Consider the following 21,857-nt stretch of genomic DNA (forward strand, 5'->3'; position numbering starts at 1 on the left):
TCTTGCATGGGAGCCAGCCCCCATTACCCCGTGCCGTCCTCCAGACGACTGATATGCAGGCTGAGCCAGGTGAGCTCATCTTTTGGTAAAGAAATGTGATATTTTTCCTGTACATAATCGCGGATAGCCCACGAAACGGCCATCGCGGCAGGGCGATGACGCAGCAGTTCCTGATAGAAATCTTCGGTGTCGCTGGCGGTGATTTTCCCGGTTAATATCCGCTCGGCAAAATAGCGCAGATGGGTGATGAAACGCATATAGTTCACCGAGTGGGTATCGATGGATTTATTGAGTTTGTAGCGGACAATCTCGGCGATCCGGTTGACCAGTTCCACCTGTTGATGGGCGGTGGTGGTGTCGGTATCGCCTGACGCGTTGATTAAATGAAAAGCAATGTTCACCGCCTCATCCGCAGGCAGAGATACACCAAAACGTGAATCGACCAGCGCAATGGCCTGCTGACCGATGTCGTACTCCTTCTGATAGTACCGCTTAATCTCCCAGCTCAGTTTATTGACGAAATACTCGTTTTTCTGGCAGCGCTCCACCGCAAAAAAGAGGTGCTCAGTGAGGGTGAAAAACAGCACCGGATTGAGTTTTTTGTCATAGGCAGGCTGTGCCAGCCGGATGATGTCGTGGGTCACATCAAAAAAAGCCGCAGGAATGGTGGTCGTCAGTGATAAAAAATGTCGCGATTTTAGATCCTGTATCGGAATAAACACCTTTTCGACGTGCGCAATATCAATCTGCATGCCCGGCTGGGCGTTAAAACCCAGCCCTTTGCCAAACAGCACCATTTCCTGTTGTTCATGTTCGACCAGGAGCATGCTGTTATTGAGCGATTTCTTCACTGTGATCACGGTATTTTCCTGCGGCCAATTTCACGTTTACGCCATATCTGCGCCATGGGTGGCGATGACTTTTTTGTACCAGTAAAATGAATCTTTTCGCAAACGGGCCAGCGAGCCTGCACCTTCATCATCCTGATCGACATAGATAAAACCATAACGCTTGGACATTTGCGATGTCCCTGCGCTGATAATGTCGATAGAGCCCCAGGTGGTAAAGCCCATGACGTCCACCCCTTCGTTGATGGCGCTGCGCACCTGTTCAAAATGCGCACGGAAATAGTCGATACGGTAATCGTCATGGATTTTGCCTTCCACCACGACGTCTTTCGCACCGAGGCCGCATTCCACGATAAACAGCGGTTTCTGGTAGCGGTCATAAAGCTCTAGCAGGGAGATTTTTAACCCCACCGGATCGATTTGCCAGCCCCAGTCTGACGCGGGCAGGTAGGGGTTTTTTACGCCAAGGATCGTGTTGCCGGGGATCCGCTCGGCATCCGGCTGTGTGGATTCCGTCAGGGACATGTAATAACTGAAGGAGACGAAATCGACGGTGTGAGCGCGTAAGATCTGCGCATCGCCGGGCTGCATTTCAATATGGATACCGCGCCGTGCCAGGTCGCGGGTGATCAGCGGCGGGTATGCGCCAAAGACCTGCACATCGGCATAGAACATATTTTCCAGATTTTTTTTCAGCGTGGCTTCCACGTCTTCGGGCTTACAGGTTCGCGGATAGGTGGTGAGTTTAGTCAACATGCATCCAACCTGGCTGCCTGGGATCAGGGCGTGGCAGTCACGCGTGACCAGCGCCGAGGCAACAAACTGGTGGTGCAATCCCTGATAGATATCCTGTTCGGCCTGGCCTGCGGCGCTTTCCTCTTCTCTGATCCCGGCGGTGGTAAAAGGGTGTCTGCGGATGCTGTCAATTTCATTGAAGGTCAGCCAGTACACCACCTGATCTTTATAACGTTCGAAACAGACTTTGCAAAAACGCACAAAAGCATCCACTACGTTACGGTGAACCCAGCCATTGTACTTTTCACTGAGGATCAGCGGCATTTCGTAATGCGAGAGCGTAACCAGCGGTTCAATATTCAGCCTGCGCATTTCGGTGAAGAGATCGTGGTAAAACGCCAGCCCGGCTTCATTCGGTTCGCGGTCTTCGCCGGTCGGGAAAATTCGTGACCAGGCAATCGACACCCGCAGCACTTTGCAGCCCATTTCCGCAAACAGCGCCAGATCCTCTTTATAACGATGGTAGAAATCGATCCCGCGCCGTTTTGGATACAGCGCGTCATTTCTGCCCTCGATGGCATCAGTGATGTTTTCATCGGTCAGCGCCATGTGCGCATCGTAGTCTTTTAGCGAGACATTGGGTTTTCGGGTGATGGCATCCGCGACGGAAGGGCCTTTGCCGTCGATATTCCATGCGCCTTCCGCCTGATTGGCGGCGATAGCGCCACCCCATAAAAAGTCTTTTGGAAAGGTTAGGTTCTGGCTCATTACACGGACTCCTTTAAGGTCATGATAATGGGATAAGGGCTGCCCGGTGAGGCAGCAGATTCGGGTTGGCGGGAGAACCGCTCGCTGTTGGTGATCACCATGATGACCACGGGATCGAATCCGGCGCGGGTGATGTCTTCCAAATCAAATTCCACCAGCGTGTCACCGACCAGCACGCGTTGTCCGGGGGTGACTTGGGCGGAAAATCCCTGGCCATTGCGTTTGATTGTGTCGATGCCGATATGGAAAATCAGTTCAATTCCGCTGTCGGTCAGCATGCTGACAGCGTGGCCGGTTTCGAAAACGTTGACGATCACGCCACTGGCTGGCGCAATGAGGGTCCCTGACTGAGGAATGATGGCGATGCCGTCACCCATGATGCGTTTGGAAAAGACGTCATCGTTGACCTGCTCAAGGGGAATGATGTTTCCCCTGACCGGCTGGATCAGATCCAGTGCGCTGACAGCTTTTTGAGCGGGCAGCGGGGCGCTTTTCTCCTTCCAGAGCATCAGCGCGGAGAAGAAAGAGACACCAAAAGCGATGACGACACCGCAGAGGGCATACACAATGTTCATGCTGTTATCCGGTGAAACAAACATTGAGATGGTGGCCAGTCCCGGCCCGACCAGCGCAAAGGCCTGTATTCCCATCCAGCCGACAAAAGCGCCTCCCACGAAGCTGCCCGCCAGCACACTGTAAAGGGCCTGTTTGTGCAGCAACGTCACGCCATAAATCGCCGGCTCGGTAATGCCAAATAAGGCAGAGATCCCGGCGGAAAATGCGGTGGATTTGATCACTTTATTTTTGCTTTTCAAAGCGATGGCGAAACAGGTGCCTGATTCAGCGATATTGTGCGCCAGCGAGGCGGGCAGGTAGATAAATTCGCGACCGAATTGGCTCATCGAAGAAATCGCATAAGGCAGCATGGGTTTGTGCATGCCGGCCGCCACCATAAAGGGCAGAGCGGCCGCCAGCAGCGCCGTGGCGAGGAAACCTAAATGGCCGTACAGCCACAGGATCACTTTTGCCAGTCCTGCACCCAGTTCATACCCCAACGGGCCGAGGATCAGCAGGGTCAGCGGAACCGTGATCAGCAGCGAGAGCATAGGCGAGAGGAACACGCGCACCGAGGCAGGGGTGAAACGATTGAAGAGCTTCTCCGTTTGTGCATAAAACAGCACGCACAAAATGGCCGGAAATACCTGTGAGGCATAAGGCACGTTTTTCAGATCCAGAGAGAGAAATTCCGCCCCCTCGGCCAGATGTTTCGCCATATTGGGCAGAACCATCACCGAAACGGCGGAGACCGCCACCAGAATATTCGCCTTCAGTTTTGTGGCGGTGGTGATTGCCACTAGTATTGGCAGGAAGTAAATCGGCGCGGAACCAATATTATCCAGCACTTTCCAGGTTGAGCTGCTGCGGCTTAGCCATCCCAACGTATCGAGGAGCAATAACAGCGACTTTAAGACGCCGCCCCCCGCAATCGCAGGCACCAGAGGCTGAAAGACGCTGATGATGAAATCGACGATAATCGCCACGGGACCGGTTTTATTCTGTTTGGTCTGAGCCGGGGCACTGGCACCGCTGACGATCCGTTTCACCGCGTCATAAACCTGAATCACTTCGGCGCCGATCACCACCTGACACTGAACGTTTATCCTGACGCCCAGCACACCAGCGATGTTTTCCAGACCGGCCTGATCCGCTTTTGCATTGTCATAAAGGCTGAGACGCAGACGGGTTGAACAGTGTTCTACATGTTCAATATTCTCTGCACCACCGGCTCGTGCCACAATTTCCTGAGCCGTCTGTAGATGATCCATTGCACGCATCCCCTGAGCCGAAACAAAAAAAAAGACCTGAAGCCCCATCGCCTTCAAAGAAGAGGATGGGGCTTCAGGTCTTGCCTACGCATGTAGTAACACGCCTGTGTGGCCATTTCTGTTTAAACGCCGCAGGAAGTCAAACAAAACAGCTGAAAAGGTACGGTAAATGTGAGTTCACAGACAAAAAATGCCGGTGGTCATTTCAGGTCATGCGGATTATTTGATTTCAGTAACAAAGCTTTCGCGGCTGCGACGAACTTTCTTCAAGTTCACCAGCCAGTCACCTTCGGTTGCGCGGTCGGCGACAATTCCCAGCAACATCTGGCGATTTTTCCAATCTGATCCCCTTAGCATGCAGGTATCGAAATTGAAAACTGCATATTCTCCCTGCTCATTTTCACTTTGCTCGGCCACGAGTTTCTGATTTTGGTAAAATCTAAATAATCGGACTTTTCTCGTCATCGGTTGCGTTTTGAACGAATTTATCCCCTAAGTCAAATTCACCGATTATCATAAGTCCTTATCCTATAAGGCTCACAGGGCCTTTATAATAAAATTCTTATAAATCAAAAAGATGATACATTTTTGTTAAATCCTATTTTTGCAAAATTACGTTACACAATTTAATTTCCCATAACCCAATCAATATTTTTACACTCCCTTCAATAGGTACTTATCCGAAATTTTCTATTTCAGATTAAGGCTTAAAAATACCGTGTCATGCTCGCCAGTAAATGGAATGTACTCGCTTTTGGCCCCGGTTTTCTTTACGTCGGATGACGTAAATTGGAAGATTTTTTGGCAGGGTAAGCCTTTCTTATTCATTTCTCGCTGGCATTGACCACTTCTATTAATCCATAGAACAGGGATAGCCATGTCTAACTCCTATCAGTCCGAGATCCCCAAGGCCCGCGTTAACATTCAACTGAGTGTGCATACCGGTGGTGCTCAGAAGAAAGTCGAGTTACCCCTCAAGCTGATGGTGGTGGGGGATTACAGCAACGGTGCCGAGCAACGTCCGGTATCTGAGCGTGAGAAAGTCAACGTCAACAAAAACAACTTCGACAGCGTGCTGTCCGAATTCTCTCCCTCCGTCAATCTTTCCGTTGAGAACACGCTGGCCGGTGACGGCAGCGAAGAAAACGTCAGCCTCTCCTTTGCTCAGATGAAAGACTTTGAGCCGGAGCAGGTAGCCCGTCAAATCCCTCAGTTGAAGGCCATGCTTGCCATGCGCAATCTGCTGCGCGACCTGAAGGCCAACCTGCTGGACAACGCGACCTTTCGCAAAGAACTGGAAAAAATCCTGCTTGACCCAACTCTCAGCGCTGAACTGCGCAGTGAGCTGTCTTCCCTGGCACCGAAGCAAGCCTAACTGTCGTGATGTTTAACGGATTAACGAAGAGAAAATGCTGATGTCTGTGAAAAATGAAAATGCCGCTGGCGGTGAAAGCATCGTACTTGAGCGCCCGGAAGCGGGCAGCGTGTACGCTTCCCTGTTTGAAAAAATCAACCTGAGCCCAGTGTCAACGCTGAGTGCACTGGATATCTGGCAGGATAATCAGGCAATGTCTGATGCCACTGCCGATGAGCGTCTGACCGCCGGTATGCAGGTGTTTTTGGAGTGTTTGAGTAAAGCGGGCTCGAAGGTTGAAAAACTGGATAAGAACCTGATTGACCACCATATCGCTGAACTGGATTTTAACATTAGCCGCCAGCTGGATGCGGTCATGCACCATGAGGCATTCCAGTCCGTAGAATCCCTGTGGCGCGGGGTGAAATCACTGGTAGATAAAACTGATTTTCGTCAGAACATCAAAATCGAGTTGCTTGACCTGTCGAAAGACGATTTGCGCCAGGATTTTGAAGATGCGCCGGAAATTATTCAAAGCGGATTATACCGGCACACGTATACGGCTGAGTACGACAGCCCGGGCGGCGAGCCAATTGCTGCGCTGATTTCTTCTTACGAGTTTGATGCGTCTGCTCAGGACGTGGCGCTGCTGCGTAATATCTCCAAAGTCTCTGCCGCCGCGCATATGCCGTTTATCGGTTCGGCGGGCCCGAAATTCTTCCTCAAAGACAAAATGGAAGAGGTCGCGGCGATTAAAGATATCGGCAACTATTTTGACCGCGCCGAATACATCAAATGGAAATCCTTCCGCGAAACGGATGACTCCCGCTATATCGGTCTGGTGATGCCACGCGTGCTGGGTCGTCTGCCGTATGGTCCAGACACCGTGCCGGTGCGCAGCTTCAACTATGTGGAAGAGGTGAAAGGCCCGGATCACGATAAATACCTGTGGACCAACGCCTCGTTTGCCTTTGCGGCCAATATGGTGAAAAGCTTCATCAACAACGGCTGGTGCGTACAAATCCGTGGCCCGCAGGCCGGTGGTGCAGTGCAAGACTTGCCTATCCATCTGTACGATCTGGGTACCGGTAATCAGGTAAAAATCCCGTCTGAGGTGATGATCCCGGAAACCCGCGAGTTTGAATTTGCTAACCTCGGTTTTATCCCGCTGTCGTACTACAAAAACCGCGACTACGCCTGCTTCTTCTCGGCCAACTCCGCGCAAAAACCTACGCTGTATGACACTGCTGATGCGACGGCTAACAGCCGTATTAATTCCCGTCTGCCCTACATCTTCCTGCTGTCGCGTATTGCGCACTACCTGAAGCTTATTCAGCGTGAAAACATTGGCACGACTAAAGATCGCCGTCTGCTGGAGTTGGAGCTGAACACCTGGGTGCGCACGCTGGTGACCGAAATGACCGATCCGGGTGATTCACTTCAGGCTTCTCATCCGCTGCGCGATGCAAAAGTTACCGTAGAAGACATCGAAGATAACCCGGGCTTCTTCCGCGTGAAACTGTATGCGGTACCGCACTTCCAGGTTGAAGGGATGGACGTCAACCTTTCGCTGGTTTCTCAGATGCCAAAGGCCAAAGCATAAGGCGGTAGCAGGGATGAAAATTTATCGTCCACTGTGGAACGAGGGGGCCTTGCTGTCCCCTCAGCAATTCCAGCAGCAGTCGGAGTGGGAATCTTTTCGCAGCGCAGGCGTGTCGGCTCTGGCGTCTCCTTTCCCGTGGGGAGTCGAAAAGGTAGCGTTTGATGATCACTTACTGGCGTCGGGACTTATTCAAATCTCACAGCTGCGTCTCTGGCTGGAAGACGGCTCCCTTATCGATACGCAAAGCAGTGATTTACCGCCTGTCCCGCGCGAGCTCGATGCTGCTCAGTTGGCGGGTCTTGATGCAGTCACCGTCGTGATTGCACTGCCGCTGATGCAGTCAGGCATGACCAACGTCCAGCAGGATACGGTGATGTCAGACAGGCCGCTGCGTTACCGCGAAGAGTGGGTCACGGTTGCGGATACTTTCGGATCTGAAGACGAGTCGATGGCCGTTGCGCGCTTCAATTTTTCCATCCGGTTTGCTCATGAAAGTAACGAGTCATGGAAAACCTGTCCTGTGGCACGTCTCATTCGGGACGGGCAGGGCGGATGGCGTCAGGACCCGGCGTTTATTCCTCCTGTGGCTTTATTCGGCGCTGCGTGAACGCCTGGTTCTGCTCAATCGCCAGCTTCGCTCCCGTCGTCAGCGCCTGATGTCGATGCGTCGTGAAAGTAACGAACGCCTGGCAGATTTTGCTGTCGCGGACGTCTCTCTGTTCTGGCTGTTGAATGCCCTTAACTCCCATGCGCGGGTGCTGACGGAATATGAACGATTTCCGGCTCGTCATCCTGAGCAAGTTTGGGCAGAGCTGGCACGTCTGGCGGGCAGCATGCTGACGTTTTCTCTGGACCACGATCTGGATGCTATTCCCGGCTATGACCATGCTGAACCGGCCAATGCTTTCCCGCCGCTGTTTGAGCTGATCACCGGTTTGCTGGAAGCGAGTCTGCCGTCGCGGGTTATCGCCCTTGAGATGTCGCGTCCGGACGAGCAGACCTGGAAAGCCTCTTTGCACGATGTCCGTCTGCGCGAAGAAGCCGACCTGTATCTCTCCGTGCGTTCGGATATTCCGGCCTGGCAGATAGCCGATAAATTCCCGGCACTTTGTCAGGCAGGTTCGCCGGATGATGTGAATGAGATCTACAGCGCAGCTCTCAAGGGTATCCCGCTTATTCCTGTCAGCCGGGTACCGGCCGCCTTACCGGTACGGATGGAAAACCAGTACTTCGCACTCGACATGGAAAGCACTGCTGCCCGTGAGATGCAGGATCAGGGGGTCTGTATGTTCTACGTGCCGTCGTTACTGGGCGCGCTGGAGCTTGAACTCTTTGCGGTGTTGCGCTCATGAAACAAGACCTCGATATCGACCAGTTAATGGCAGAAACCTGGCTTATCGTCACCCTGCTGAAAAAGGGGGCGACAACGCTGGATGGAACGGCGCTTTACGACAAATGTGTTAAGCAGGTCGACAGCGTTCGTGAGGCGCTGGAACACGCCGGGTACGATCAGGCCAGCATTGAGCATATCTCCTATGCCCAGTGTGCCCTGCTGGATGAGGCCGTGATGAGCCGCAAGCCTGAGAAACCAGAAGAGGGTGAAGCCACCCAGATTGATGAGGGGCAATTAGCCTGGCGTAAAGCGCCGCTTCAGGCGCGCTTTTTTGGCTCCCTGCATGCCGGTGAGGCGCTGTGGGACCGAATTGCAGAAGTACTTCGCCAGCCTGCACCGGTTAATGCGGTATTGACCTGCTATCACCGTGTCATTGCACTGGGTTTCCAGGGGTTGTACAGCCAGAAAGAGGTGAGTCAGACACAGCGTGATGAAGTGATCAGGGCGCTGTCTGAACGTGTTTCACCGCCTGATGCGGGCCTGTCTCTGGTTGTCCACCGGACGGGTAAACATCGTTACAGCCTGATGCGTTCGGTCTGGTTCTGGGTGGTGCTGGCCGTCATTCTTACCGGTGCCGTCTGGTGGGGAGGGCATCTGTGGCTTCAGGCGCTGCTGTCCTCGCAAATACCGGAGTTGCCACGCTAATGCGTAAATCCGTCATCATCCCGGTTGTCTTACACACCCTTGCAGGGACTACCACGTTGCTGTGGTTGCTCTGGTATTTCATCCCCGTAGGGAGTGTATTCAAAGGTCTTACTACGCTGCTGATAATCATCCTGGCGGGCGGACTTGTCTGGAAAAACTGCCGACGCCGGGACACACAAACGGACGGTGCTGTTTCAGCCGTTGATCTGCCATTACTGAATACCCAGGGACCTGTGGTACTGGTCTGCGGCGACGGGCTGGATGAGATATTTCAGGGCCAGCCCCTGCGTAAAACGGCACAGGGCTGGTGGTTGCGAACCGGTGGTGTTGATCGGTTAACCGATGTTGTCCGCAGCATTCAGACTCAGTTCCCCCGACAGACCGGTCAGCTTTCGGTGATGTACGTCTGTCAGCCAGACAGGCATCAGGATGAATCCGTCCTGCGCTCAGCACTGAAAACCCTCCGCCAGCAGGTTAATCAGTTGAGTACCCTCACCGGTTTTAGGCTACCGGTGGTAGTGAACGGTGAATTCTCCGGTCCTGAAACGCCGTGGGTGATTATTCGCGGTGACAAGCCCGTGGTGTGTCCGACCAATGAATCGCTGCTGGCATTCATTGACTGGCAGCAGAGGGATGAAAACCTGGCAACGCTGCCAGTGCTCAGTCAGGCATTTTCATTTATCCGCGAGACACTGCTCGATGAGCTGGAGAAAACGGACAGATTACTCCCTGCTGTCCGCCCCTTTGCCGTCACGTTGCGCCTCGGAGCCGCCAATCCGGTGCAACAGTCGGTATGGGCGAATTGGCTTTATCGCCGCACCTGTTTGCAAGTTCCTCAGATAGCAGGGCACCCAGCCCCGGGCAACCGTTTTCCTGACGCCGTCCTGCCGTTACTGGCACCTTTTGCTTCGCCGATACAGGGGGGCCAACGTACCCGTCGCGTTGTTCTGCTGATGTGGGTGTGTGCGCTGGCTGCGCTGGGCTTTTCTGTGCTTAACAACCGTGATCTGATCCGTCAGGTGGGTGCAGATTTACAGCGCTGGTCGGCTATTCCGATGGACCACTACGCGCCAAAAGCACAGTCACTTGCTGCACTGAAGCAGGATGCTCTCCTGCTTGAGCGTTGGCAGCGACAGGGGGAGCCGATGCGTTACAGCCTGGGCTATTACCCGGGGCAACGTCTGTGGCTGGCGTTGCAACAGGCCATTGACACCTATGTTCCTCCTCCGGCTCCACAACCTAAGCCGGTACCGAAAATTGTGCGTCTCGACAGCATGTCTCTGTTTGATTCCGGTAAAGCAGCGCTCAAAGACGGCTCGACCAAAGTGCTGGTCAATGCGCTGGTGGGCATCAAAGCCAAACCGGGCTGGCTGATAGTGGTTAGCGGTCATACGGACAATACCGGAAGTCGGCAGCTCAACCAGACGTTGTCTTTACAACGAGCGGAAGCGGTTCGTCAGTGGATGCGCGATACGGGGGACGTACCGGAAAGCTGCTTTGCGGTGCAAGGGTACGGCGACAGCCGTCCGATAGAATCAAACGATACGCCTGATGGACGTGCACAAAATCGGCGTGTCGAGATCAGTCTGGTACCGCAGGCTGATGCCTGTCGTCTGCCAGACACTACCACAACGTCACCAGATGAAAGTGACGCATCTACTCAAGAAATGGAGAACTAACACATGGCAATTCCTGTTTATTTATGGCTGAAAGACGACGGCGGCGCGGACATTAAAGGTGCCGTTGACGTGAAAGATCGCGAAGGCAGTATCGAAGTCGTGGCTCAGGATCACAACGTCTATATCCCCACTGATAACAACACCGGCAAGCTGACGGGTACCCGTATCCACACCCCGTTCCTGTTTACCAAAGAAATCGACTCATCCAGCCCGTATTTGTACAAGGCAGTGACCACCGGCCAGACCCTGAAATCTGCCGAGTTTAAATGGTATCGCATCAACGATGCTGGCCAGGAAGTGGAGTATTTCAACACCAAGCTTGAGAACGTGAAATTGGTGAAAGTCGCGCCGAAAATGCACGACATCAAAGACGCTTCTAAAGAGAAGCACAACCATCTCGAAGAAATTGAGCTGCGTTACGAAAAAATCACCTGGACCTACAAAGACGGCAACATCATTCATTCCGATTCCTGGAACGAACGTACTACCGCGTAATACCTCACAGCAGACGGTTCGCCGCCTGCTGTTTTTGTTGTTTCCAAAACTGCTTAGCCCGATATACCGGCAGTTTTGTAAACACCAAACAATTCGGACATCGACCTTATGGGCCTGGGTTCCTGCAAAGGAAAGGCTAAGGGCGGTAGCGTACCCAAAAAAGGATGCAGCATGGAACATCAGTCAGCCGTCTTACTTCGTCGCCTAAACCCGTACTGTGCGAAAGCGCTGGAAGCCGCCGCCACCTTGTGTCAGACGCGAGCTCACGCATACATTACGGTCGAGCACTGGTTGCTCAAGTTGCTGGAGCTGGGCGAGGGCGACATCACCGTGCTGGCCCGCCGTTACGACTGGGACATGGACACCCTGTGGCAGAGTTTACTGTCACATCTTGATGCTTTACCGCGCTCGGTACATACCCGCCCACAGCTCTCTGACGATGTGCAGGCGCTAATGAAAGCCGCCTGGTTTTCAGCATCATTAGAAGAGGATAACCAGGCTATCCGCAGTGTAAACCTGCTGGAAGCGCTGATTGCCAAGCCGGGCCTGCTGCGTTGCGAAGGCCTGTGGCCGCTGTTTAGCCTCAGTGAGGCACAAATCAGCCGCCTGAAACCGTTGCTGGATGCGCAGTCCGATGAGCGCCCTGAACTGCAACAGCAGGAAAGCTTGAGTCAAATGCCTTCCACACTCGGTGAAGAAACGGCACAGGATGCCAGCATTTCTGGCCATCATTTAAGCGATGCGCTTCAGGCCGCGCTGGATAAGTTCACGCTGGACGTGACCGCTAAAGCCAGAGCCGGGCAGATTGACCCGGTGTTTGGTCGCGACACTGAGATCCGCCAGATGGTGGATATCCTTTCCCGCCGCCGTAAAAACAACCCCATTTTAGTTGGTGAACCGGGTGTCGGGAAAACGGCATTAGTCGAAGGCCTCGCGTTACGCATTAGCGAGGGCAACGTGCCTGACAGCCTGAAAACCGTCAGCCTGCGCACGCTGGATTTGGGGCTACTCCAGGCGGGAGCAGGCGTGAAAGGTGAATTCGAACAGCGCCTGAAAAACGTCATTGACGCGGTGCAGCAGTCACCAACGCCAGTTTTACTGTTTATCGACGAAGCGCACACCATCATTGGTGCGGGTAATCAGGCCGGTGGGGCGGATGCAGCCAATCTGCTTAAACCTGCACTGGCACGTGGCGAGCTGCGCACGATTGCGGCCACCACGTGGAGCGAATATAAGCAGTACTTTGAACGGGACGCCGCACTGGAGCGTCGCTTCCAAATGGTAAAAGTCGATGAACCGGATGACGACATGGCCTGTCTGATGCTGCGCGGCCTGAAATCCCGCTACGCTCAGCACCACGGTGTGCACATTACAGATGAAGCGGTCAAAGCCGCCGTCAGCCTGTCGCGCCGCTACATTACAGGTCGCCAGTTGCCGGACAAAGCCGTTGACCTGCTTGATACTGCCTCCGCCCGTGTGCGCATGAGCCTCGATACCCTGCCGGAAGACCTGACCCGCCTGAAAGCGCAAATCACTGCGCTGGGCATGGAGCAGCAGGCCCTGCTGGAAGACATCGCACTGGGAAGCCATACCCACGGCGACCGCCTGACACAGATTGAGCAACAGACAAATGCGCTTGGCGACCAGTTTGCGCAACTTGAAACTCAGTACCACGCTGAAAAAAAACTGACTCAGCAACTGCTGGAAGTGCGTCAGGGCGTCAGTCGTCAGGAAGAGATTGCCGAGCTGCAGCAACAGTTGAGCGATTTGCAGGGGAGCGCGCCGTTGCTGAGCCTCGATGTGGACGTGCGCACCGTGGCTACCGTGATTGCCGACTGGACTGGTGTCCCGCTGACCAGCCTGCTGAAAGACGAACAGACTGACCTGTTGCAGTTGGAAAGCCATCTGGGTCAGCGCGTCGTCGGGCAAGGTCACGCACTTATCGACATGGCCCAGCGACTGCGTGCAGCCAAAACCGGACTCACTTCCGAGAACGGCCCGCTGGGCGTGTTCCTGCTGGTCGGCCCAAGCGGTGTGGGTAAAACCGAGACCGCGCTGTCGCTGGCCGATTGCCTGTTTGGCGGCGAGAAGTCGCTTATCACCATCAATATGTCGGAGTATCAGGAAGCGCACACCGTTTCCCAGCTCAAAGGTTCGCCTCCAGGCTATGTCGGTTACGGTCAGGGCGGTATTTTGACCGAAGCCGTGCGTAAGCGTCCCTACAGCGTGGTGCTGCTCGATGAAGTGGAGAAAGCCCATAAAGATGTCATCAACCTGTTCTATCAGGTGTTCGACCGTGGCTTTATGCGCGATGGCGAAGGTCGCGAAATTGACTTCCGTAATACCGTGATCCTGATGACGGCCAATCTGGGCAGTGACCACCTGATGCAACTGCTGGATGAACAACCCGCAGCAACCAATGCCGATTTACACGAGCTGTTGCGCCCAATCCTGCGCGATCACTTCCAGCCTGCACTTTTGGCCCGTTTCCAGACGCTGATTTACCGCCCGCTCGATTCAACCGCTCTGCGCACCATCGTCGAGATGAAACTGGCCCAGGTCGCCAAACGCCTGAATAAACATTACGGTTTGCAGTGCACCTTTGGGGAGAGTCTCTATGACACCCTGGTCGCCGCCTGCCTGCTGCCAGACACCGGCGCGCGCAACATCGACAGCCTGCTAAATCAACAGATTTTGCCGGTGCTGAGCCAGCATTTATTAGGTCACATAGCGGCAAAACAAAAGCCTTCCACCCTTCAGCTTTCGTGGGATGAAGAGGAAGGCATCGTACTGGCATTTGATGAGCTGGCTGAAGGCGTGCAGCAATGAGCAACTCTATGATAAACAACGCCGCCAGCCTGGTGAAACAGCTGCTGGGCCAGTCACGCTACCGGATGGACGTGCATGACTGTGCTGACTTTTTGGATGTGCTGAGTTACAGCGCCGTTGAGTCTCTAAGTGAGCCCTGGCGCTATGAGGTGGTACTGACGTGTACCAATCCAGACATTGCCTGCGACGTATTGCTGCTAAAACCCGCCTCGTTTACCTACCAGACGCCGATGTTTACCGGTGCGCCAGCCGTGCCGGTGCGTACCGTTTTTGGTGTGGTGAATGCGTTTCATCGTGTCTCCACTTCGAAAGATGAAACCCAGTATGCGCTGACGCTGGTGCCGCGTATTGCCCTGTTAGCGCACACGAAAAACAGTGAGATTTACCTCAACCAGTCCGTTACCGAGGTGGTCGAGCAGGTACTGCGCAAGCACGGTCTGGAAGGTCCTGACTTTGAGTTCCGCCTGTCGCGGGAATACCCGGCCCGCGAGCTTATCACCCAGTGGCGGGAAACCGACCTTGAGTTTGTCCAGCGACTGCTGGCTGAGGTGGGTATTTTCTGGCGCTTTGAGATGGACAGCCGTCTTGAACAGGATGTGGTGATTTTTCAGGATACCCAGCAGCAGTATCAGTTTGGCGTCACCCTGCCGCTACGCAACCCCGCCGGGATGAGTGACCTGGGTCAGGAAAGTATCTGGGATATTCACACCGCGTATAACGTCGTGAGCGGCAATGTTTCCACCCGTGATTACAACTACCGTGACGCCCTGACACCGCAGGACAGTACCCAGAGCATCAGCAGCAAAGAAGGTATCACCACGGGGGAAACCTATCACTACGCCGAGCCGTTCCTGTCGGAAGGTGATACTGAAAGCACAGAAACCGGCGCGTATTATGCCCGTCTGCGCCATGAACGCATGCTGAATGCTCAGTATACCGTCAGCGGTCATTCCTCCAGTCCGTTGCTGGTCCCCGGGCAGGTATTGGAAACCGACACCAGCCTGCCTGATGCGATAAAAGACGGCATTGTTATCACCACGATAAGCAGCAGCGGTTCACGTAAAGACAGCTTCACGCTGACGTTTGAAGGCATTCCGTACAGTGAAACCGTCTGCTACCGCCCGGCACTGAGGAGTCGTCCGGTAATATCTGGCTCCCTGCCTGCCCGGGTGGAAAGCGCCCAAAAAGGCGATACTTACGCCTGGCTGGACGAGCAGGGGCGCTACCGCGTAAAACTGGACTTCGACCGCAACAGCACCGAACAAGGTTATGCCTATCTGTGGCTGCGGATGGCAAAGCCGTATGCCGGAGATACCTACGGCTGGCATGCGCCGCTGCTCGACGGCACCGAAGTCTCCGTGGTGTTTGACAGCGGTGACCCGGATCGCCCGTATATCGCCTATGCCCAGCATGATTCCGAACATCCCGATCACGTCACCAACGATAACCACACGCGCAATATCTGGCGCACGCCGTCGAACAACAAGCTGCGCATGGAGGATAAGCGTCAGGAAGAGCATATCAAGCTCGCCACGGAATACGGCAAGAGCCAGCTCAACATGGGGCATCTGGTCAACGCGCAGCGTGAACAACGCGGTGCGGGATTTGAATTACGCACTGACGAATTTGGCGCAGTGCGTGCTGCCAAAGGTCTGTTTCTGACGGCGGATGAACAGCCGAAGGCGCAGGGACCGGTGCTGGAGATGGCGCCTGCGATTAACCAAATTAACCAGGCCAATAGCCAGATGCAGGCGCTCAATAGCGCGGCAGAAGCTGCGGGTGCACTGGTCTCAGATATCAACACCCAGATGAGTCTGGCGACAGACCGACTTAAAAATCTTCAGTCCGCCGTGCTGCTGGCCAGCGCGCCGCAGGGCGTGGCGCTCACCTCGGGTGAGCATCTTCAGATCACCAGCACCCGCAACACCATGATTAACGCCGGTCAGCATATTGATATTGGCGCAATGAAAAACCTGTCAGTTATGGTTGAAAAAGCGCTGGGGCTATTCGCGCACAAAGAGGGCGCGAAGCTGGTCGCTAATCAAGGAGACGTGGAGATTCAGGCTCAGCACAACACCCTGGCACTTTTCGCCAAACAGCAGATAACGGTCACCAGCAGCGAGGATGAAATCATTATCACCACGCCGAAAACGCTGACGCTGAATGGCGGCGGGTCGTACCTGAAGCTGAGTCAGAACGGGATTGAACATGGTTCTTCGGGTGACTTTATTATGAAGACGGCGAATTACATGGTGCCTGGTGCTGGCGATAGTGTGCCGCTGGAAACGCCGGACTTTAAAATGACCGAATTGCAAGTGACCACTAAGAACTCAGCCAAATGGGCTTGCGAATAACAGGGACGCTTATTTATGCCAGCAAAACTACCAAAATTCAGTTACCCCGTACCGTCGAACAAAAACGGCCAGGCATTTTCCTCTGCACTAGACCTGTTGTCGACGCTGGGTGGAGAAAGTTCTGGGCAGTATCTGGTCGGCAGCCAGGGGATGTGGCACGGCGGTATTCATATCACGGATACTACCATTCCCTGGTGTGCATTGAGTACCGACAGCGAGGCGGAGAAAGCCTATTACAACGGTGTGCCATACAAGGGCGAGCAGTTTATTCGCTGCATGGCGGACGGTGAGATTGTGGCGTTTCGGGTGTGCAAAGATTACGAAAGTGAAGCTATTGAGTGGCGGGATGAAAAGCTGCAGCTATCCAGCTCATTTGTATTGGTGAAACACTACATTCAGCCGGGGGATACAGAGAACAGCGAGCTGACGTTTTACACCCTGTATATGAACCTCGCGCCTTTTGCTGCGTACAGTCAACAGGGCGGTGAACTTAACCGCAAAACGGCGGGCTCTCAGCGTTACTACGCGAGCGCGGACGACACGCAGGCCAGCTCTGCTAAAGGTTCGCTGGAAAAAGATACGCGCGTGACGCTGAGTGACAATATCATCACCCGTACCAGTGACCGCCGTCAGTTCACAGAGATCACCCTTACCGCAGAGACGAAAAATGCAGCGGGTGCGACTTTAGCTGCGGGTACTAAAATCTGGACGGTGTCCGACCAGGGTTCGCTGAAGGCCGCATCGCCGGTGCCTGTTCCGCCCTGGTGGGCGAAGTGCACACCGGCTTACGGTACCCAGCATGCAGGCGTAGTGAATTGTACCGCCCGTACCGACTGGTCATTTTACCTGAGCCGCGAGGACGTACTGCAAAGGAAAGCGGCAGGTAAATTGACGGCGGGTTTCCCGTTAACGTATGAGCCGGGTCATGCTGCGCAGCAGGTCATCCGGCCGGGTGAACGAGCAACCGATGCCGCGCATACTTTTAGCCTGTGTACGCTCGGTCGTGACGTGGGCAAGCTGAAAAAAGGTGACCGCGTCTGGGTGGTATCAGACGGTGACAGTCTGACCTCTTCACCGACGGCGTCTGGCACACAGCCTGTGTTTGGTGATGTGGTTAAACTGGTAACACCTATTGGCATCAGTGCCGGCGACAGTATCGGTCATATGGGTTTTTATCAGTTGCCGGAAGAGAACGGTAAACGCTCTCGTTACCAGGTACATATCGAGTGCCTGAGCATGGACAACAAGCTGTCGACGTTCCTGACCAATCCGGAGCACGTCGGTGAGGACTCCCCTGCCTTTCTGAAATACCCCGAGGGCGCGGTGCTGTGTGCGAAGAGCGCGGAGGGGGTGATGGCGGAGACGGACTGCAAAACGCGTGCGGCGGGAATACTCACGCTGTCCGGGGTGCCGGTGATAAAAGCGGGCGAAGAGGTGACGCATTATCAAATCCACCCGGAAGGCGGCTGGCTGGCCGCTGCCAATATTCAGAAAGTATCGCAATATGCGTTGGGTGAACTGGGTTTTGTGACGCTGGACAAAGCGCCAAAGAGTTTTGACCTGATAGACGGCATAAAGCACCCTGATAACGTGGTGAAGGGCATTCTGGAGCAGATGTATAAAGCGGCGCAGGATGAAACCCGCACCAGCCATGCGTTAAATGAATATAACTATAAACGTCTGCTGGACCGGATTGACCGTAACCAGGATGGGCACTATTCAGAAGAAGAGTATCTTCAGGCGATCCACAACGAATCTTATCGCGACGCGTTGTACCGGATTATCGTCAAACATGGCAGCGAGTGGTATTACGGCAAGGACGACCCTCTGTGGAAAACCTATCTCGATACGCTGACCAATGATGCACCACTGTGGAAAATCTATACCGAAACCTTTATCGACAAAATGGCGTGGATGAAGAAGGTTCTGGACATGGGGCCAGAGCCGTGGCATATGCATCCGGTGGTGTTTTTGGAGGCGATTAATATTAAAAATGATGGTGTTACATATGAGCAACTGCAAAAGATTTTCCCGCAGGCCTTAGATGATGACCTAAATACTGTCGTTAGCGAGTTAAGAGGAAAACTAGTAACGTATAAACTCGATACACCTACCAGGCTGAGGCATTTTTTCTCTCAGATTAAAGGTGAGGTTGGGCCGCAAATGAAAGGAAAAACAGAAGGCTTCCAGTTTTCACCCGACACACTGAGATCTTTTAGTCTATATTACCGTCAGCACTCCTCGGAAGCAGAACAGGACGGGTATGAAAAAAGTGCGGCAGGCAGAATAATTCGGAGAGCAGATGAACAAGCAATAGGAAGAAAACATTATTTAAGATTAAATGGGAACAGACAAACTAATCTTGACGATGGATATAATTTTAGAGGCAGGGGGTTGATTCAAGTTACAGGATATGAGAAATATCATGGGTTTTATACTGAATACAACATCTACTGGTCAGATACTCCACCTGACGTAGTAAACTCCCCAGAGAAAATCAATGAAATGCCTTATGCTATTCGTAGCGCCATATGGTTTTGGCTACATTATACAGTATATGCATATGATCTTGGCAATGGGTACAGTGATGTAGTAGCCGTAACAAAAAGAGTAAATGGTGGAAGTATGGGATTAACCGAGCGTCAACAAGCCTATAATTTATGTGAAGAGGTATTCCTATGAAGATATATTCTTTATTGCTGATTGGCATGTTTTTTTCGATAAACGTATTGGCATGTGAGCAGGATGATACAGAAATTATTTCCTGCTCATTGGTAGGTGAGGCATCGAGGAATGTTTCGTTTTGTTTAAATAAAAAAAATCAAGAGATTAACTATTATTTTAAACGAGCGGGAAAGATAGAGTTAAATGTTTTGTTTAATATTGAAAGAAAACTTAAGCGGTTAACGGATGAGAATATGGGGGTTACTTACTTAGGTTTTTCAAAGGGGCAGTTTGGTTACATACTAAGTATTATAAATGGTGCGGAAAGTGAAGAGTATTCAATGTCATTTGATATAAAAAAAGATAACAAAATAATACAAACAACTGAGTGCTCATCTAACTCATATAGGAGTGATAATATCGTCAGTAAATATATAGAGAATATCCCATATAACTCAGTGAAAGGTAATGAATTTATATTTCCGTAGGAGGTGGTTAGAAATTTGTGGTTGAGTATACATTGGGCGAACTGGGCTTTGTGACGCTGGACAAAGCGCCAGAGAGTTTTGACCTGATAGACGGCATAAAGCACCCTGATAACGTGGTGAAGGGCATTCTGGAGCAGATGTATAAAGCGGCGCAGGATGAAACCCGCACCAGCCATGCGTTAAATGAATATAACTATAAACGTCTGCTGGACAGAATTGACCGTAACCAGGATGGACACTATTCAGAAGAGGAGTATCTTCAGGCGATCCACAATGAATCTTATCGTGATGCTCTTTACCGCATCATCGTCAAACATGGCAGCGAGTGGTATTACGGCAAGGACGACCCTCTGTGGAAAACCTATCTCGATACGCTGACCAATGATGCGCCACTGTGGAAAGTCTATACCGAAACCTTTATCGACAAAATGGCGTGGATGAAGAAGCTACCGGGCATGGGGCCAGAACCGTGGCATATGCATCCGGTGGTGTTTTTGGATGCACTGAGCAGTGATGATGAAATGGATCTTAAATGGTTAACCGTTCCTAAAGGACAATTAACGTTCGACGCTGAAGGTAATGACCAAAATACAAGTCCATGGTTTAGCCGAAAAATTCACTGGCCAGGAGGTGTCTCTGGTATAACAATTGGACGCGGGTATGACCTAGGGCAACAAAATACCTCAAATACTGATTTAAGTAATGTAGGAATAAGTTCCGAATTGAAAGCGTGGCTCGTTGCTTCTCAGGGGATGTCTGGGGCGAATGCTCGTGAAAGATTTAATGCTGCGAATGAAAATATACGAAGCATTCAAATTACAAGAAAACAACAATATAAATTATTTGTAGTTACATATGAAAAATTAGAGGAGGATGTTAAAAGAATTTCTCAAAAAAATTCCACAATACAGGCTTATCATCCAAACCCTCAAACATCTGTTGAGCAAGCTTGGAACGACATTCCAGATAAAATAAAAGAAATATTAGTAGATCTGCGCTATAGAGGTGATTACACACCAAATATTCGCTCATTGTTGCAACGGCATGCATACGCTGGAAATTTACAGTCATTTGGACAGGTTTTATCAAATCCATCTAATTGGCCTAATGTTCCACAAGATAGATTCACAAGAAGGGTTCAATTTTATGAAAATTAAAAAAATATTTATCCTGGCGACTCTTTGTTATTCTGTAAGTGGCATGGCCGCTTTTAATGATAATGAGAGTAAACAGTTATCTGAAATTGATATGAAATCTGAAAGTATAGTTACAGATATTGTCAAGAAATTAGATAAAGCAGTAAGTGTTCAAGTATCTAATAATCCAGAAAAAAAAGAACAGATTTTAGCATTGCGAGTCGCGTGGGATGTAACAACGCAAAAAAAATGTCAACTAGAAACATTCGAATCTAAAGGAACTGATTCTGAAATATCGACAACGAATAGTTGTCTTTTAAAAGGCTATCAAATGGAAATTGATTACTTTAATAATATGTTGCCATGAGTCTGATTTTTTTCGGCAAATACTACTCTAACCTTAGTGATTATCCAAAGATAAAACCCTCATGACAGGGCATCAGGATTTTCATGCACTCATCCATATAAAATTCTAATTAGTTATTGCGGAAATAAAATGGTCAGCGATGGGAAGCGCTTACCGATAAAATGATATGGGCGAAGAGGGGTATGGAATAGCAATGTACTGCCCCATAATAACGATGTGATAAATAACCTGGAGAGTGTTTGATGAATAAAATTATTTTTTTATTAGGATTTTGCATTTCCTTCAATGCGTTAGCTTCTTTAGATAAATATGTTGGGTGTTTTTCATCCGACACCAAGAAAATAAATGTGAAGTTCGTAAGCATTTCTGATGACAATATCCCATTAAGTTACGTGATATATAAAAACGCGCAACAACCCATACCATTGATTTTTTCAAAAAAAGATGAAGAGGAGGTTGGGGACGGGAGGCCTGCAGAGAAAACCACTACCTGGCTTGAGGTTATTGATGGGAAATTTAATGGTCAATATATCGTGATGTCACAAGGTGCTCGATATTATAGTTTCATTTATAAAAATAAAAATGGAAAGCAAGTAAGTCTGAATGAAAATTTAGATGCGTACAATGATGATCATTCTGATTGTATTTGGAGGTAACATACAAGCTATGCTTT

General features: G+C 51.6%; 17 protein-coding genes and 1 pseudogene. 13 read left to right on the forward strand and 5 right to left on the reverse strand.

What is annotated here, in order from left to right; genetic code table 11:
• Window positions 1-23: 23 nt before the first annotated feature.
• The 5 genes from EAH77_RS23425 to EAH77_RS25195 all read right to left on the reverse strand — a co-directional run bounded on the left by EAH77_RS23425 (window position 24) and on the right by EAH77_RS25195 (window position 5,056).
• Window positions 24-860 (reverse strand): PRD domain-containing protein, encoded by an 837-nt coding sequence (locus tag EAH77_RS23425; RefSeq protein WP_140475618.1) that lies wholly within the window; start codon window positions 858-860, stop codon window positions 24-26.
• A gap of 27 nt (window positions 861-887) precedes the next feature.
• Window positions 888-2,351 (reverse strand): glycoside hydrolase family 1 protein, encoded by a 1,464-nt coding sequence (locus tag EAH77_RS23430; protein ID WP_140475620.1) that lies wholly within the window; start codon window positions 2,349-2,351, stop codon window positions 888-890.
• A complete protein-coding gene (locus EAH77_RS23435; RefSeq protein ID WP_140475622.1) occupies window positions 2,351-4,177 on the reverse strand; it encodes a beta-glucoside-specific PTS transporter subunit IIABC in 1,827 nt (608 codons plus the stop codon). Before EAH77_RS23435 ends, EAH77_RS23430 begins: the two co-directional genes overlap by 1 nt.
• A 219-nt stretch (window positions 4,178-4,396) precedes the next feature.
• Window positions 4,397-4,594 (reverse strand): hypothetical protein, encoded by a 198-nt coding sequence (locus EAH77_RS25410; protein ID WP_206664901.1) that lies wholly within the window; start codon window positions 4,592-4,594, stop codon window positions 4,397-4,399.
• A gap of 273 nt (window positions 4,595-4,867) precedes the next feature.
• Complete coding sequence (locus EAH77_RS25195) at window positions 4,868-5,056, reverse strand: hypothetical protein (protein ID WP_161985849.1); 189 nt, start codon at window positions 5,054-5,056, stop codon at window positions 4,868-4,870.
• On the opposite strand from EAH77_RS25195, the gene tssB reads away from it, so the two are divergent.
• The 13 genes and pseudogenes from tssB to EAH77_RS23505 all read left to right on the forward strand — a co-directional run bounded on the left by tssB (window position 5,055) and on the right by EAH77_RS23505 (window position 21,840).
• Window positions 5,055-5,552, forward strand: a complete 498-nt coding sequence (tssB, locus tag EAH77_RS23445) for a type VI secretion system contractile sheath small subunit (RefSeq protein WP_140475624.1) — start codon at window positions 5,055-5,057, stop codon at window positions 5,550-5,552. The genes EAH77_RS25195 and tssB overlap by 2 nt on opposite strands.
• A 34-nt stretch (window positions 5,553-5,586) precedes the next feature.
• Entirely contained in the window at window positions 5,587-7,134 is a 1,548-nt protein-coding gene (gene tssC / locus EAH77_RS23450) for a type VI secretion system contractile sheath large subunit (RefSeq protein ID WP_140475626.1), read from the forward strand.
• 13 nt (window positions 7,135-7,147) lie between these two features.
• A pseudogene (gene tssK, locus EAH77_RS23455) lies at window positions 7,148-8,486 on the forward strand (type VI secretion system baseplate subunit TssK).
• On the forward strand, window positions 8,483-9,172 hold the full coding sequence (gene tssL / locus EAH77_RS23460) for a type VI secretion system protein TssL, short form (RefSeq protein WP_140475628.1): 690 nt from the start codon (window positions 8,483-8,485) through the stop codon (window positions 9,170-9,172). The pseudogene tssK and the gene tssL overlap by 4 nt, the downstream one beginning before the upstream one ends.
• Entirely contained in the window at window positions 9,172-10,851 is a 1,680-nt protein-coding gene (locus EAH77_RS23465) for an OmpA family protein (protein WP_140475630.1), read from the forward strand. Before tssL ends, EAH77_RS23465 begins: the two co-directional genes overlap by 1 nt.
• Window positions 10,852-10,854: 3 nt before the next feature.
• Window positions 10,855-11,346, forward strand: coding sequence for an Hcp family type VI secretion system effector (locus EAH77_RS23470; protein WP_140475632.1), 492 nt, complete (start codon window positions 10,855-10,857; stop codon window positions 11,344-11,346).
• Between the two features lie 171 nt (window positions 11,347-11,517).
• A complete protein-coding gene (gene tssH / locus EAH77_RS23475) occupies window positions 11,518-14,175 on the forward strand; it encodes a type VI secretion system ATPase TssH (RefSeq protein WP_140475634.1) in 2,658 nt (885 codons plus the stop codon).
• A complete protein-coding gene (locus EAH77_RS23480; RefSeq protein ID WP_140475636.1) occupies window positions 14,172-16,529 on the forward strand; it encodes a type VI secretion system Vgr family protein in 2,358 nt (785 codons plus the stop codon). Before tssH ends, EAH77_RS23480 begins: the two co-directional genes overlap by 4 nt.
• 15 nt (window positions 16,530-16,544) lie before the next feature.
• Window positions 16,545-19,211: a glycoside hydrolase family 19 protein gene (locus tag EAH77_RS23485; protein ID WP_241673527.1), complete on the forward strand. Its 2,667-nt coding sequence runs from the start codon at window positions 16,545-16,547 to the stop codon at window positions 19,209-19,211.
• The gene (locus EAH77_RS23490) at window positions 19,208-19,681 is read left to right on the forward strand and encodes a hypothetical protein (RefSeq protein ID WP_140475638.1); all 474 of its coding nucleotides are present in this window, start codon (window positions 19,208-19,210) and stop codon (window positions 19,679-19,681) included. The genes EAH77_RS23485 and EAH77_RS23490 overlap by 4 nt, the downstream gene beginning before the upstream one ends.
• A gap of 17 nt (window positions 19,682-19,698) precedes the next feature.
• Window positions 19,699-20,838 (forward strand): pesticin C-terminus-like muramidase, encoded by a 1,140-nt coding sequence (locus EAH77_RS23495; protein ID WP_140475640.1) that lies wholly within the window; start codon window positions 19,699-19,701, stop codon window positions 20,836-20,838.
• Complete coding sequence (locus EAH77_RS23500; protein ID WP_140475642.1) at window positions 20,828-21,184, forward strand: hypothetical protein; 357 nt, start codon at window positions 20,828-20,830, stop codon at window positions 21,182-21,184. The genes EAH77_RS23495 and EAH77_RS23500 overlap by 11 nt, the downstream gene beginning before the upstream one ends.
• A 242-nt stretch (window positions 21,185-21,426) precedes the next feature.
• Window positions 21,427-21,840, forward strand: coding sequence for a hypothetical protein (locus tag EAH77_RS23505; protein WP_140475644.1), 414 nt, complete (start codon window positions 21,427-21,429; stop codon window positions 21,838-21,840).
• Window positions 21,841-21,857 lie beyond the last annotated feature (17 nt).

Origin of the sequence: Ewingella americana (assembly GCF_006438725.1) — a bacterium.
Classification (GTDB): domain Bacteria; phylum Pseudomonadota; class Gammaproteobacteria; order Enterobacterales; family Enterobacteriaceae; genus Ewingella; species Ewingella americana_A.

What these genes read in the sequence shown, in the direction of transcription:
- EAH77_RS23430 (WP_140475620.1), bottom strand. Translation starts at nt 2,351, where the DNA reads ATGAGCCAGAACCTAACCTTTCCAAAAGACTTTTTATGGGGTGGCGCT.
- EAH77_RS23435 (WP_140475622.1), bottom strand. Translation starts at nt 4,177, where the DNA reads ATGGATCATCTACAGACGGCTCAGGAAATTGTGGCACGAGCCGGTGGT.
- tssB (WP_140475624.1), top strand. Translation starts at nt 5,055, where the DNA reads ATGTCTAACTCCTATCAGTCCGAGATCCCCAAGGCCCGCGTTAACATT.
- EAH77_RS25195 (WP_161985849.1), bottom strand. Translation starts at nt 5,056, where the DNA reads ATGGCTATCCCTGTTCTATGGATTAATAGAAGTGGTCAATGCCAGCGA.
- tssC (WP_140475626.1), top strand. Translation starts at nt 5,587, where the DNA reads ATGCTGATGTCTGTGAAAAATGAAAATGCCGCTGGCGGTGAAAGCATC.
- tssL (WP_140475628.1), top strand. Translation starts at nt 8,483, where the DNA reads ATGAAACAAGACCTCGATATCGACCAGTTAATGGCAGAAACCTGGCTT.
- EAH77_RS23465 (WP_140475630.1), top strand. Translation starts at nt 9,172, where the DNA reads ATGCGTAAATCCGTCATCATCCCGGTTGTCTTACACACCCTTGCAGGG.
- EAH77_RS23470 (WP_140475632.1), top strand. Translation starts at nt 10,855, where the DNA reads ATGGCAATTCCTGTTTATTTATGGCTGAAAGACGACGGCGGCGCGGAC.
- tssH (WP_140475634.1), top strand. Translation starts at nt 11,518, where the DNA reads ATGGAACATCAGTCAGCCGTCTTACTTCGTCGCCTAAACCCGTACTGT.
- EAH77_RS23480 (WP_140475636.1), top strand. Translation starts at nt 14,172, where the DNA reads ATGAGCAACTCTATGATAAACAACGCCGCCAGCCTGGTGAAACAGCTG.
- EAH77_RS23485 (WP_241673527.1), top strand. Translation starts at nt 16,545, where the DNA reads ATGCCAGCAAAACTACCAAAATTCAGTTACCCCGTACCGTCGAACAAA.
- EAH77_RS23490 (WP_140475638.1), top strand. Translation starts at nt 19,208, where the DNA reads ATGAAGATATATTCTTTATTGCTGATTGGCATGTTTTTTTCGATAAAC.
- EAH77_RS23500 (WP_140475642.1), top strand. Translation starts at nt 20,828, where the DNA reads ATGAAAATTAAAAAAATATTTATCCTGGCGACTCTTTGTTATTCTGTA.
- EAH77_RS23505 (WP_140475644.1), top strand. Translation starts at nt 21,427, where the DNA reads ATGAATAAAATTATTTTTTTATTAGGATTTTGCATTTCCTTCAATGCG.